Origin of the sequence: Thermodesulfovibrio aggregans (assembly GCF_001514535.1) — a bacterium.
In the GTDB taxonomy this organism is placed as follows: Bacteria; Nitrospirota; Thermodesulfovibrionia; order Thermodesulfovibrionales; family Thermodesulfovibrionaceae; genus Thermodesulfovibrio; species Thermodesulfovibrio aggregans.
This window is the reverse complement of record NZ_BCNO01000003.1, coordinates 1-13,325: the sequence shown is the minus strand read 5'-3', so window position 1 is coordinate 13,325 and position 13,325 is coordinate 1. Positions and strand designations below refer to the sequence as shown.

Genomic DNA, 13,325 nt, shown 5'->3' with positions numbered 1-13,325 from the left:
CGTTTTTTCCATCTTATGATTAGTCCGCTTTTTTAATTATCTCAGTTTTCTTTTTGACAACATGCTGTCATAGAGGGTTTGGTAAAATGAAATCAAAACAACATAAAGGAGTTATATATGCCGACAGTGGGGGTAAACTCAAATGTATGTGCCACCTGTCAGTATTGGATGGGTGCAAGGCAATTTACATCAAAAAAGGTCATACACTTTGATGAAATGGGAATCTGCATGGCAAGTCGTTCATCCTACAGAGGAAAAGAAACAAGAGGGATGCAACACTGCGGACAGTGGATGAAATGGTTAAACATTGAGCAGGTCTAAAAAGGTGAAACCATGGATAGAGTAATAAAAATTACAGAGACAGACTGCAAAGAAAAAATCATTAAGTGCATTGAGCAGGAACGAGACTTTGTAATTATCCTGCCAGCGGGAAAATACATTGAAGATAAATACTTTAAAACCTATCCAGCCATTGAAGCTGAAAAGCTACCCCTTTATCACACATACGGAGTTAATCAATGGTGGATACTCTATGAAACATACAAAAAGTCAATATTAAAAAGGGAAAACACCACTGCTGAGATTCTTGATTTAATTCTTTCCTGTAAAAAAGTAAATCAGATAAGGATTGAAAGGGATGAAGGAAACATAAAAATTTTTGTAAAACTTGAGGTTATAGAAAAAAAGAATCAATAACTCCGATTGAGCATTCTATTTGCAAGATTGAAAATAAGTCTCTGGAGTCTTTAAAAAATGGAGAACAAAGACTTAATCAAAAAAGCATCTACTGCTGAAATTATTAAACTGACATAATGCTGTCATGCTGTGTTGTATAAAATAAAATTAAACTCCCTAAATGAGTAAAACTTCAGGAGGTGTAATTATGAAAACATTGGGTATAATAAGCCAAAATATTTGTTTACCCGTTAAAAAGTTAGTAATTAAATGTAAAAACTGCGGAAAGGAATTTACAGATTTAAAGTTTTTGCATATACGTATTTCTGATTGTTTTCCTCCTTCCAGAATGATTGATTTAAAGATAAGTCCTCCTCGCTGCCCCTACTGCAAGTACCAATACAAACAGGAAGAAGAATATGAAGTAGTACGGAAAGAAAGGGTCACTTTCTTAGAGGCAATCCTTGGTGAGATAAAGCTGAATATGGAAGTTCTTAAAGATTTAATTAAAGCTCTCTTTGAAAATCTCTCCAAACTCAAGGAGAAAATCCTGCAAAATAAAGCATTAAAAAGAGAGTATGAGAAGTTTAAAGTTTTCCTTTCTATGATTAGAGATTACAGCGAGGGAAAGTATACAGAAGTTCCGAAGTGGACTATTACGGCTATGGTTTTTGTTTTGCTCTATGTTTTAAATCCCATTGATTTGATACCTGATATTATGCCAGTTGTAGGATTTATGGACGACATTGCTGTGCTATATCTTATTTGGCAGCTTGTTAAAGATGATTTAAAGAAATATATGGAATGGAAAAAGTTGCTAAGTAACACAGGGTTTGAATAAATCCGGGAATAATACGAATCAAAAATTTCACATCATGAAAGGAGACTTACTGTGAAGACTATGAAACAATCTGGAGTAAAAGTTATAAGAGCTATAAAACTTCTTACTGTTGCTGTCAGCTTGCTTTATTATCATTAAATAATAAAGACAGTTAAAAAATTTTACCCAACCAACTGCAACTATAAAGTTGACATAATTAACAAAAATGTTAATAATATATTCCTGATGAAATATCATGCAATTAAGTTACTCAATGAAAAACTTTATTTCAGCAGTAAAGATGTGGCTGATGTCCTGCATATTAAAGAAGCTTCAGCAAGGGTACTCTGTACAAGATATGTAAAAAGCGGTCTGTTTGTGAGGCTCAAAAAAGACTTTTATCTATTAAGAGAGAAATGGGAAAGATTAAAATTAGAGGAACTTCTAACAATAGCTAACTTTCTTCAGGTTCCCTCATACATATCTTTGATGACAGCACTCTCCTTTTATGAAGTTACCACTCAGGTACAGAGAGGATTTTTTGAATCAGTCTGTATAAAAAGAACGGCAAAATATGAGGTTGACAGTATTAACTTTTACTTTTACAAGCTTAAAAAGGAATTGTACTTTGATTTTGTAAAGATGGATGACATTTTCATAGCTACAAAAGAAAAGGCTTTTTTAGATGCCATGTATCTATATTCTTTTGGGAAGTACTCCTTTGACCTTGACTCAATTGACCTGTCAAAGCTTGATGTTAAAAAGATAGATGAATTGCTTAAAAACTTTCCAGAAAAGACAATTAAATTGGTTAAGAGAAAATGCAGGATTTAGTCAAACAGGAGCAGTTTGAGATAGAGGTTTTAGATAGGCTTAAAAGTGGAAAGTTTCTTGATGTTTTAATTTTCACAGGTGGAACAATGCTGAGGCTGTGTTATGGATTAAACAGATATTCCTTAGACCTTGGTTTCTGGCTTTATAAAAAAATTGAATTTGAGAGTTACTTTAATAAATTAAGTGAATTTCTAAAAACATACTACACAGTAAAAGACGCAGAGAACAAATTTTATACGATGCTCTTTGAGATAAAATCACGAGACTATCCAGGAAGTCTAAAGATTGAGATAAGGAAGAGAATAGAAAAAGTTAAAACAGAAACCTCAATTGCCTACAGCAGATATTCAAACAAACAGGTTCTTGTAAGAACTCTTGCTCTTGATGAAGTGATGAAATCAAAGATAGAGGCATTTTTACAAAGAAAAGAGATAAGGGATGTTTTTGACATAGAGTTTCTTTTGAAAAGAGGGATAGAACTTAAGGCAACTGAGGAAGAATTAAGAGAGATGCTTAAGATTATTGCGTCTTTCAAAAAGTCTGACTATAAGGTTAAACTTGGCTCAATCCTTGAGGCTGAAGATAGAAAATATTTTGCAAGCGAAAACTTCAAAATTCTTGTGATGAAAATTAAAGGTTTAATTCAACAATAAGGACCTATGTAAAGCACTTAAAGAGGAATTTTTATACTGAACCCTATGGACAGCAGAAGAAAAAATGGCAATAGTTTTAGAAGGAATCAAAGGCAGTAAATCAGTAGCTGAACTTTGCAGGGAACACAAAATCAGCCAGGCTCTTTATTATCGTTGGAGGGACAAATTTCTTGAAGGTGGCAAAAAAGCTTTAGTAAATGGAAGTTTTGAAGATAAGGCTTACAAAGCAGAGATAGAAAAACTTCAAAAGATAATAGGCAAACAGGCGATTCAGATAGAGATATTAAAAAAAAACAGAAGAACTGTTAGGGAGAAAGTAGAATTGGTAAAAGAACTAAGCAAACAGGGTTATACATTAAAAGACTGCTGTAATGCTGTTGGGCTTTCAAGAAGCAGATATTACAGTTTTAACCGAACAAAAGAAAATAAGCAAGCACAAAGGATTGGAGAAGTGCAACTGTGCAGTAGGATTAAAGCTATAAAGACAGAGCATCCATTTTGGGGATATAGAAGAGTAACAGCCTGGCTCAGGCACAGGGAAGGAATTATTGTTAATCATAAGGCAGTAAGAAAGATAATGAAAGAGAATGGTTTGACTGTGGTACAGCCAATTCACAAAGCAAAGAGAAAAACTGAAAGAAGGAAGCCTAAAGCTCAGAGACCCAAGCAGTACTGGGGAATAGACATGACAAAATTTATGATACTCTCTGTAGGATGGGTATATCTGGTGGTAGTACTTGACTGGTATACTAAGAAAATAGTAGGACACGAAGTATCATTAAGGGGCAGGACAGTTGAATGGAGGGAAGCCTTAGATAGGGCATTACAGGTTGAATTTCCTGAAGGAGTGCGTTGCAGTGGATTAAAACTAATCAGTAACAATGGCAGTCAGCCTACATCTGTAGCTTTTATGAATGATATGGCAGTGCTTGGAATTGAACAAATATTTACATCCTACGACAATCCGAAGGGAAATGCTGATACTGAAAGAGTGATGAGGACAATTAAAGAGGAATTAATCTGGCTTAATGAATTTGAAAGCTTTGAAGAAGCAAAAGAAAAGATAAGTGAATGGATAGGGAAATACAATAGGCTTTATGTGCACAGTGCTTTGGGTTATTTATCTCCAGAGGAGTATGAGTTAAAATACTATGAAGAGCAAAAAAGAAATGTTGCTTAAAGCTCTACAAATTGAAAGGCTAAAAAGTGTCCTCAAAATTGGGGTGCAGTACAATGGAAAAACACCCATGCAAACATTTAGAGATACTATTCATCTTGCAAAGGAAAAAATGATAGGTTATAATTTAGGAAAAGAGATATAAAATCCGAAATGTCAGACCAAGTCTTGACTATTACACCAAGATTAAATCTGACATTTTCTGAATAAAATATTATACTACTTTTTTAAACTATAATTATGATAAAGTGGCGAGAAATTTTTGATAAGATTGCACCTCTTATTTTCTCTCCTGAAGCCATTGTTATAACAGGAATGAGAAGAACGGGCAAAACAAAGGAATACACAAGCCTTGAAAATACAGTATTCTGTTTTCAGATTTAATTACAGATATATCAACTCATCCTTATAATACTGGGAAAGGAAAAGAAGCAGATAGTCCTTGAGATGCCTTGTTATGAGGAAGTTTTGCTTTACGTGGGCATGCCCATTTTTCCCGAGCCACCGTGCAAACTCTGGATTTGTAAGAAGTGTTCTTATTGAATAGGCAGCTCCCTCTATTGAATGACATAGCATGCCTGTGATTTTGTGCTTCACTTGAAGCATTATTCCTCCAACAGCGGAAGCAACAATGGGTTTACCCTTCCACAATGCCTCTGTCACTGTTAAACCAAAGCCCTCTTTTATTGATTTTTGCACAATCACTGTTGCTGCCCTCTGCAAAGCATTTATCTCTATGTCACTGTCTGGTGGAAGAAGAAGTATATGTATATCGGGATTTTTACCTGCTACTTCTCTAACCTCTGATAAAACTTTATCTGACTCAGGATCATCAGTGGCTGTTCCGCCAGCAAGAATTAACTGACAGGGAATTGTTTTTCTCACCATTTCAAAGGCTTTTATCACACCAACAGGGTCTTTAAGATAATCAAATCGTGAAACCTGAAGAATTATAGGTTTTTTCCTGTCAATTCCGTATTTGTCCAGAACAGCATTAATCTGTTCATCTGATAGCTCCTTATTTTTATTGCTTAAAGGGTCTATGGATGGATAAATCAGGAACATTCTGATTTTAAGCATCTTGGCAAAGTTTGGAGCGGAAAAAACAGATGCATCATACTGTTCAACATAATCTTTGATAAAGTTCCACACTCTTTCGTCAGGCTTTGAAACATCAATATGGCATCGCCACAGCCATTTTTCTCCTACCTGTTCTCGTTTTTTTATTAGGGCAACAGGTTGAGGATCATGAACAAAAATTATATCTCCTGAAAAATCAAGCTCCTCAGAGTTTTTTCTGTTTACTTCAAGAAAATACTCAAAATCGCTGTCTTTGAATTCCTCTTTCTTGCCGTGCAAGGCGTTATGAAACTTTTTAGTAATGTTGAAAAACTCGTTGTCTCCCTTAATTACACTCCACTTTGCATCTACTCCCAATTCATTAAGAAAAGGAACCATTCTTGCAAGAATCTCAGCAACTCCTCCACCAATATAGGTGGAATTTATATTGAGAATGCTTTTGCCTGAAAGTTTGTCTGCAAGAATTTTTAACTCTTCAAGTGATGATTTGCCAATTATTGGTTCGTAATCTCTGAGTTTTGGTCTTTTAACCTGCAAATCTTTATCCAACTGCTACCTCCGTGTCAAGATAACTCTCAACTATGGAAATTATCTGACTTCTTATACCTTCAATTGTATGCATATAGGGGTCTATGCTCATAATAGCCTCTGCAAGTTTTTCTTCACCAAGACTTTCACTGAGCCACAGAGAAAAATCGTTGGCGATTTTACCAACTCTTAACTTTGCTTCATATATATGAAAAAACAATGAATTGGGACTTATAAACTTCAAAATCTGAACAAACTCTCTTAAATCATGGGCAATATAAGGTGTTGGCATTATTACACTTATAGATTTAATAAAGTGGAACTCCTCACCTTCCTCACAGTTTTTATCGCTGGGGTTATTGTTGATGTATTCCTCAATTATGTCAGAAAGTCTCTTCCTTATTTCTCCAATATTTGAGAACTCAAAAATATCAATTGTAGAAAGCTTTTCAGCAAGAGCTTCAAATCCCAAAGCATTTCCAATCCATAGGGCAAATTCATTTGATGGCTGAGGAATAAGATAGTGATACTCTTCAATAAAATCATGAGTATGATAGAAAATAACAGAATCAGGCACTTCTTTTATGTATTTCAATAGTTCAGTTAGATTTCTTGCCTTTAATCCTGTAAGTTCCTTTGAATTAAGTCTTGTATAAAATCTGAATGGTTCTTTTGCTTTTTTGGGTGGTTTTCTGAGTATTTCAAGCTTGGATTTGACAATTTTGCTATTGGGTATGATTACTATTTTTTCATCAAAGCTTTTTATCTCAATATGCCTCCATGTAATATTTAAAACACTACCTTCTTCACCAGATTCAAGTTTAATATAGTCTCCTTTTTTGATTATTTCACCGTTTATAATTTCAAAACCTGCAATAAAATTTGAAATATTTTCTCTTAGAGCAAAAAAAGCTATTGCACAGGCAAGAATTATAAAAATAATAAAAGGAGTGGTGGGAAACTTCCATATCTCAAATAATATCAAAATTCCAACAGTAATAAAAGTAATAATCATTGCATTTTTAAGCCTTTGAAAGGGTTTTAAAAGAGGTTTTTTAATACTTTGGGAGTAAAGGTTTAAAATTCCCATACCTGCTCTAAAAAGAACATAAGTTAAAGATATTAGGAACACTGTGATAAGAACTCTGCAGATAATAATATAAAGATTGCCCTTAATTGGTGAGAGTTCTACTGCTGTATAGGCCCCAAGGATTAAAATAGAGTAAAAAATTATGATTGCAAGATTTGAAATTAATATTTCTTTACCAGCCCACTTTACTGATTTAAGTCTGTCAATAATATATTTAGAGAATTTGAACCTTATAAAGAAAGCTAAGATTACAAATGAGACAAAAACTGTCAGCGGAACAAAAAGGGTAAACCAGTTTCTTTCAAACCATTCAAACATTTAAGACCTCATTCATAATTGTAACAAATTTATAAACCTCACCCTGATTTCTGATAAAATATTTTGCCATTGTTTTTTTTGAATTTCCAACTCTGATGGTCAATCCCCTATCATTAATTTCACTGAATACTGTCTCATCTGTAATGTCATCTCCAATGAAAACTGGGTAGTGTTTGTTTTGAAAGTTATTTGCCAAAAATGAAACCGCTCTGCCCTTATTCCAGTTAACTGCTGGTAAAATCTCAAAAACCATTTTTCCATTCAAGACTTTTATATAGTTACCTTTATATTTGCTGATCATATCAAAAAATAGTTTTTTCAGCTCTTTCCTTTTTTCAGGCTTTACCTGACGATAGTGAATTGTAAAGGAAAACTCTTTTTTTTCAATCAGCATTCCAGCAAATTTATCAGTCAATTTTTTAAACTTTCTGTAAACTTCATTTATATAAGGGATTAGCCTTTCAGCATCTGGATTAATATATTTTATCTCAGGGCTTTCTATCTGTAAACCGTGACTTCCGCAATAGTAAAGTCCTCTGATTGAGATTCTCTTTCGTAAATCCTTCAAGTCCCTGCCACTTATTATCCCGATTTTTATTTTGTTGTTAAGCTGCTGAAGAATTATTTTTAATTTGTCGGATAAATAACAGTCATCAGGATTTTTCATTATTGGAACAAGAGTTCCATCAAAATCAAAAAAGAGAAATATGTCCCTTCCTTTTATGAGCTCAATCCAGTTTGAATGAAAAAGATACTCTGCCATTTTAAAGCCTTACCAGTGCTGCAATAAGGTCTCTTGTCCAGCGATATATGTTTCTTTCCTGAATAAAACTTCTCATTTTACGCATTCTTTCCGTTTTTTCTTTTTCATCCATTATTAAAGCCTCATATATTGCATCTGCTATGCTTTCAATATCATATGGATTGATTATTATAGCATCTTTAAGCTCACGGGATGCGCCTGCGAATTGACTTAAAATAAGAACTCCGCTTTCATCATCTCTTGATGCAATAAACTCTTTTGCTACGAGATTCATTCCATCATGAAGAGAGGTTACCATGCAGATGTCTGCTACTTTATAAAAAGGTATAATTTTTGAATGGGAATGATATCCCTTTAGAAATATTATGGGTTTGTAGTTGTTGCTCTGAAACTTCCAGTTAATCCTGTCTGCAACTTCTTCAACAGCATCCATGATTTCTCTGTACTGCTTTATGTGAGTTCTACTTGGTGAGCCAAACTGTATAAAGCTGAATTTACCTATAAATTGGGGATATTTTTCCAGAAATCTCTCAATTCCAAGAAATCTTTCAAGAATTCCCTTTGTATAATCAATTCTGTCAACACCCACTCCAATATGTTCTGCTGTTATTCCGAGTTCTTTAAGAAGTTTTACTTTTAGTTCTGCCTTATTTTCAAAATTATCTGAAAAATCCTCAACACTTACACTTATTGGAAAAGGCTTTACAGTGGTAATCTGTCCTCTTCGTTCAATTGAAAAATGCTCCCAGTCTATTTTTGATTCAAGGAACCTGTCAACAGTATCAAGAAAGTTGTTGCAGTAAAACTGAATATGAAAGCCTATCAGATCAGCACCAAGCATACCGATAAGAATCTCTCTTGCCCAGGGACAGATACCAAAGACTTCAGGATTGGGCCATGGAATATGCCAGAAAAGAGCTATTTTTGCATCAGGTCTTTTTTGCTTTATTAAAAGGGGAACAAGGGCAAGATGATAATCCTGAACAAGAACAAGAGGTGAGTCCTCATCTTTTATCTCATCAAGAAGGGCATTGGCGAATTTTTCATTAACTTTCTGATACTCAATCCAGTCATCCTTTCTAAAAACAGGTCTAACATAGGTTATGTGGCAGAGAGGCCAGAGTCCTTCATTGGAAAATCCGTAGTAGTATTTCTTCTCTTCTTCTTTTGTAAGCCAGACCCTTTTTAATGTGTAGGAAGGCTTTTCAGGTGGCACTCTTATTTTGTCTTCTGTGTCAACCACCTCTTTGTCCGCATCACCTGCTCCATGGGCAATCCATACTCCATCACAGGCTTTCATAACAGGGTCAAGGGCTGTAACAAGTCCTCCTGCAGGAACAACACACTTTATGTTTTCTCCCTCTCTTATGTGCATATAGGGTTCTCTGTTTGAAATAAGAAATAGTTTTTTATCTCCTAATTCCATCCTGATAAACTCCTTGAGTCTTTCAGCAGTCCACAGGGAGTCTGTAACTGCTTTAAATCTTTCTTCCTCTTCAGCTTTTGCCTTAATCATTGATAGCGTCTTAATTAAATTTGTAACTTCATTTGCCAGGGGAGCAAGAACATCTCCCTTAACAGGCACATCAGAGGGAGGATTTTTAATTTTTCCTGTTCTTAACTCCTTAAGCCATTCAGCCATACGAGCAACAGGACCTGTAATGTTCCATTTAATTACAAGAAGAGAGATTGTCACAATTGAAATAGTTAAAGCCAGCAGACGAAGAATATTCTGTTTCCACATTTCTTTAAGTCTTATATCAATATATGAAGCATCCTGAAATAGTGCTAAAGCACCGATGAGAGGTTTTTCTTCAAAGGCATCTGAAAATATTGGAACTACATAAATATAAAATTTTTCTTTTTCAATCTTTATCAAATTAGATTTGGGTTTTTTTTCAGCAAGAACATTAACAACCTCAACAGGAGTTTTTGAAATATGTGATTTGATAAAAGAGTCTGAAGAAATGATATTTCCTGATGCATCAAAAACAGCAACTCCTTTTAATCTCTCCCGGTTACCAAATTTTTCTACAAGACGATTTAATCTTTCTATCTGTGCTGTTTCAATCAGAGTTGAGACAGACTCTCTAAGACTCTCTGCTAAAATGATGCTTCTTCGTTCAATGTCTGCCTGAAGTTGCTTTTTTTCATTGTTTATCTGAATCCATGAGAAAACTGCTACAACAAGGGTGATGCCAATAAAAAGAGATAAAATAAGTCTGAGAGTTAATTTCATTAAAATATTATAACAATTTTTTGTCGGCAATTTCGGGTTTATAATTTTAACTTTACATAATCTTATAAATTGTGTTTATCATATAGCTATAGCAAAAATAACAGGAGTCGTAGGTGTATAAAAAAATAAAATTCCTAGTAAAGAAATTTATTGAGAGAAATGCTTCAAAGATAAATCATGAAGAAGTAATCAACACTATAGTTAAAGAAAGCGAAATATCCGTAGGATATTTTGGTTTTCTGATTGTTGCCAATCTTATTGCCTTGCTCGGTTTAATACAGAATAGTGCACCAGTAATAATTGGTGCAATGCTCATATCACCCCTTATGGGTCCTATTCTGAGTTTTGGTTATGCCTTTATCAGTGGAGAGAAAAATATCTGGTGGAAATCTATAAAGAAATTAATTTTGAGCATTTTCCTCACAATAGTGATTGCTGCAATAGTAACAATTTTTTTACCTTTGAAAAACATAACCTCAGAAATTATCAGCAGAACGAGTCCAAATTTTTACGACCTTTTGATTGCCTTTTTAGCTGGTATGGCAGGTGCTGTTGCACTTTGTACCAAAAAGAATTACATAATTATTGCTTCTGGAGTTGCTATATCTACTGCTGTTATACCACCTCTTAGTGTTACAGGTTTTGGGATCGGAATAGGAAGTTTTAAAATAGCATCGAGCAGTTTCGGGCTCTTTTTTACAAATGCAGTTGCAATTATTATTTCTACCTGTATCATGTTTCTTCTGTATGGATTTAAACCCCGCACAATAACAGGTGCTGATATTTCAGCCCTTAAAAGAAGGATTACATATCTTTCCATTGTTTTGTTTATAATATCAATACCGCTTATGTATACACTTTATAAGTCGGTTACAGATATTAAATTGAGGATGAATATAGAGAAAATTTTAAAGCAGGAATTTGATAAACCGGGAATTTCAAGACTTTCATATTTTAACTTACAAAAAAAGACTAATTCCATAGACCTTTATGCAACAGTGAATACCACAAAATACATACAACAAGATAACATAAAAACATTAGAAGAAAAAATAAGTAAAGAAATTGGATATGAAGTTCATTTCTACATTGAGCAGGTGAAGGTACAGCCAGGTGGTTTAAAGGAAATCTCTATTAAAGAACCCAGAATTTTACAGAAAACTTCTCCTGAAATTATACAGGAGTCAAAACTTGCAATTTTTTCAGTAGTGAAGAAATCTATTAACAAAATAGAAGAAATAATATCACCATCAAGAGTGGACAATTTCTCAATAGGCTTTCAGGAAAAAATACCTTATATTTTTTTGACTTTAAAAATAAAGAGAGATACACCTATCTCTGAAGAACAGGTTCAATGGCTCAGGAAAATGCTGGAGACAGATTTATCTACTCCTGTTGAACTTTCTATTGAAATATCACCTTTTGTCCAACCTCTTGTTTTTGATAAAGGCGAAACTTCTATTACAGATGAAATGAAATCATCATTGCTCACTTTACGGGAAATTTATAAGGAAAACAATCAGATTTTGATAATTCTGGAATCAATTCCTGAATCTGTTTATCCTTATAAAAAAAGAATAAAGCTTGCAACAGAGAGGCTAAAAAATATTACTGCTATATTAACAAAGGAATACGGAATTCCCGATAAAAACATTAAAACCATTATAAGTAAACAAGCCTCACATAGGGCACAGATAAAAATAAAGGTATCAGTAGAGTAAAAATATAACAGTTTACTTTGAGTCTCTGGCAATTTTTACTTCAAATGTTGGTGTTTCTACAATATGCACTGTCATGGAAGCTATCGCGATGCGTCCTTCTGTCTTTTCTATCTCATCAAGTATACGATTGTAAAGAAGGTTCTTAGTAACTCTTCTTTTTTTGAAATCGACCACATATCTAATTGTAAACTCCATCCAGTTGTCATTTGCCACGAGAAATACCATAGGTTCAATAGCTGCATCCTCTATAAGATACTTTTTTTTCATCTCCTCCCAGGATTCTTTTGCACCTTTTGTATATTCTGCGGTTATCTCATCGGCAATTCTCTTGAAAAGGTCTCTGGCGAGTTTGTAATCACTGCCATATTTGACAGGAATTGAGATTTCGTCCCATAAAAAATTGAAATCACCGCTATAGTTGTACACGGGCTCTTTAAAAACAAAACTGTTTGCAACTCTTACAACTCTGCCATTGTATTGGTCTGCCTTTACCCATACCCCGCATTCCATAATGGTTGTTCTTAGAATCCCTATGTCTATGACATCTCCTGTAATACCACCGAGTTGAACACGGTCTCCAGTTTTATAGAAGTTGCCTGCTAAAATAGCAAGCCATCCTGCTATGCTTACAATTACCTCCTGAAGAGCAAAGGCAATCCCTGCTCCAGCAATACCAAGAGCAACTGCAAGGTTTCCGAGTTTATTACTGAATATAACACCAAGAACAATAATAGTTACAACATAGCTAAGAAAAGTTGTTGCTTTTTAGCACGATATCTGTTTTCAGAATCCTTGATTTTGTTAACTATGTATCTTTTAGATAGTTTTGTTATAACAAAAATAAGAAAAATACCGACAATAGCAGATATAATTTTGCCCACAGTAGGGTCAAAAAGCCAATGACTTATAGGCTCTGTTTCAAAATTCATCTTAATTACATTTTTTTCCTATATCTGTGCTGTTACTTTCTGACATAAACAGACTCCTTCGTTGTAATTTTATATTTTATAGTCAATTATGGTCAAGTTTTAGATACAAATCAGGTAATGTCAATAATTTTGTGTAAATTCATAAATAGGTGTATTCCTCCATTTTTCGTTTAAATGGCTTATCACTGCAAAAATTATTCTTTCAATACTTTCAACATTATTAAAACAACTCATAGTTCTCGTTCTTCGCCTTACTTCCCTAAATGCCCTCTCTATTATGTTTGTTGTTCTTAACTTCTTCCATAAACTCTTCGGAGTCTTGTAAAAAGCTGTCAATTGCTCCCAGTTCTTCCTTATACACTCTACTGCTTTAGGATAAAGTCTACCCCACTTGCTCTCCCATAACTGAAAGTTTCTCTTTGCCTCTCTTAAATTCTCTGCACTATATATTTTCTTAGCTTCAAAAAGACATTCCTTTTCATCTTTCTTTCTAAGATA

Annotated in this window: 15 protein-coding genes and 1 pseudogene; 9 read left to right on the top strand and 7 right to left on the bottom strand. The window is 34.0% G+C overall.

What is annotated here, in order from left to right:
• The first annotated feature begins 117 nt into the window (after positions 1 to 117).
• The 8 genes and pseudogenes from TAGGR_RS08685 to TAGGR_RS10710 all read left to right on the top strand — a co-directional run bounded on the left by TAGGR_RS08685 (position 118) and on the right by TAGGR_RS10710 (position 4,543).
• Positions 118 to 321 (top strand): hypothetical protein, encoded by a 204-nt coding sequence (locus TAGGR_RS08685; RefSeq protein WP_059176980.1) that lies wholly within the window; start codon positions 118 to 120, stop codon positions 319 to 321.
• A 12-nt stretch (positions 322 to 333) separates the two neighbouring features.
• Positions 334 to 696, top strand: a complete 363-nt coding sequence (locus TAGGR_RS08680; protein ID WP_059176979.1) for a hypothetical protein — start codon at positions 334 to 336, stop codon at positions 694 to 696.
• Between the two features lie 187 nt (positions 697 to 883).
• Entirely contained in the window at positions 884 to 1,516 is a 633-nt protein-coding gene (locus TAGGR_RS08675; protein ID WP_059176978.1) for a YkvA family protein, read from the top strand.
• A 225-nt stretch (positions 1,517 to 1,741) separates the two neighbouring features.
• The gene (locus TAGGR_RS08670) at positions 1,742 to 2,329 is read left to right on the top strand and encodes a type IV toxin-antitoxin system AbiEi family antitoxin domain-containing protein (RefSeq protein WP_153000518.1); all 588 of its coding nucleotides are present in this window, start codon (positions 1,742 to 1,744) and stop codon (positions 2,327 to 2,329) included.
• Positions 2,317 to 2,982 (top strand): nucleotidyl transferase AbiEii/AbiGii toxin family protein, encoded by a 666-nt coding sequence (locus TAGGR_RS08665; protein ID WP_059176976.1) that lies wholly within the window; start codon positions 2,317 to 2,319, stop codon positions 2,980 to 2,982. Before TAGGR_RS08670 ends, TAGGR_RS08665 begins: the two co-directional genes overlap by 13 nt.
• A gap of 49 nt (positions 2,983 to 3,031) precedes the next feature.
• A pseudogene (locus TAGGR_RS08660) lies at positions 3,032 to 4,162 on the top strand (IS3 family transposase); the annotation flags it as partial.
• Positions 4,134 to 4,304, top strand: coding sequence for a hypothetical protein (locus tag TAGGR_RS10715; protein ID WP_161936210.1), 171 nt, complete (start codon positions 4,134 to 4,136; stop codon positions 4,302 to 4,304). The pseudogene TAGGR_RS08660 and the gene TAGGR_RS10715, both read left to right, overlap by 29 nt.
• A 95-nt stretch (positions 4,305 to 4,399) precedes the next feature.
• Complete coding sequence (locus TAGGR_RS10710; RefSeq protein WP_161936209.1) at positions 4,400 to 4,543, top strand: hypothetical protein; 144 nt, start codon at positions 4,400 to 4,402, stop codon at positions 4,541 to 4,543.
• Here TAGGR_RS10710 and TAGGR_RS08655 read toward each other — a convergent pair whose 3' ends face one another.
• The 4 genes from TAGGR_RS08655 to TAGGR_RS08640 are packed head-to-tail and all read right to left on the bottom strand — an operon-like array spanning position 4,544 to position 10,177.
• Positions 4,544 to 5,788, bottom strand: a complete 1,245-nt coding sequence (locus TAGGR_RS08655) for a glycosyltransferase (protein WP_201783842.1) — start codon at positions 5,786 to 5,788, stop codon at positions 4,544 to 4,546.
• The gene (locus TAGGR_RS08650) at positions 5,781 to 7,175 is read right to left on the bottom strand and encodes a DUF5752 family protein (protein WP_059176975.1); all 1,395 of its coding nucleotides are present in this window, start codon (positions 7,173 to 7,175) and stop codon (positions 5,781 to 5,783) included. Before TAGGR_RS08650 ends, TAGGR_RS08655 begins: the two co-directional genes overlap by 8 nt.
• Positions 7,168 to 7,938, bottom strand: coding sequence for a trehalose-phosphatase (otsB, locus tag TAGGR_RS08645; RefSeq protein ID WP_059176974.1), 771 nt, complete (start codon positions 7,936 to 7,938; stop codon positions 7,168 to 7,170). The genes TAGGR_RS08650 and otsB overlap by 8 nt, the downstream gene beginning before the upstream one ends.
• A gap of 1 nt (position 7,939) precedes the next feature.
• Entirely contained in the window at positions 7,940 to 10,177 is a 2,238-nt protein-coding gene (locus TAGGR_RS08640; protein ID WP_059176973.1) for a trehalose-6-phosphate synthase, read from the bottom strand.
• 113 nt (positions 10,178 to 10,290) lie between these two features.
• On the opposite strand from TAGGR_RS08640, the gene TAGGR_RS08635 reads away from it, so the two are divergent.
• Complete coding sequence (locus TAGGR_RS08635) at positions 10,291 to 11,898, top strand: TIGR00341 family protein (protein ID WP_059176972.1); 1,608 nt, start codon at positions 10,291 to 10,293, stop codon at positions 11,896 to 11,898.
• A gap of 12 nt (positions 11,899 to 11,910) precedes the next feature.
• Here TAGGR_RS08635 and TAGGR_RS08630 read toward each other — a convergent pair whose 3' ends face one another.
• From TAGGR_RS08630 to TAGGR_RS08625, 3 genes are all read right to left on the bottom strand, one after another.
• Complete coding sequence (locus TAGGR_RS08630; protein WP_369688463.1) at positions 11,911 to 12,504, bottom strand: mechanosensitive ion channel domain-containing protein; 594 nt, start codon at positions 12,502 to 12,504, stop codon at positions 11,911 to 11,913.
• A 128-nt stretch (positions 12,505 to 12,632) separates the two neighbouring features.
• Positions 12,633 to 12,827, bottom strand: a complete 195-nt coding sequence (locus TAGGR_RS10830) for a hypothetical protein (protein WP_201783841.1) — start codon at positions 12,825 to 12,827, stop codon at positions 12,633 to 12,635.
• A 120-nt stretch (positions 12,828 to 12,947) separates the two neighbouring features.
• A partial coding sequence (locus tag TAGGR_RS08625) for a transposase (protein WP_173636695.1) occupies positions 12,948 to 13,325 on the bottom strand: 378 nt, incomplete at its 5' end.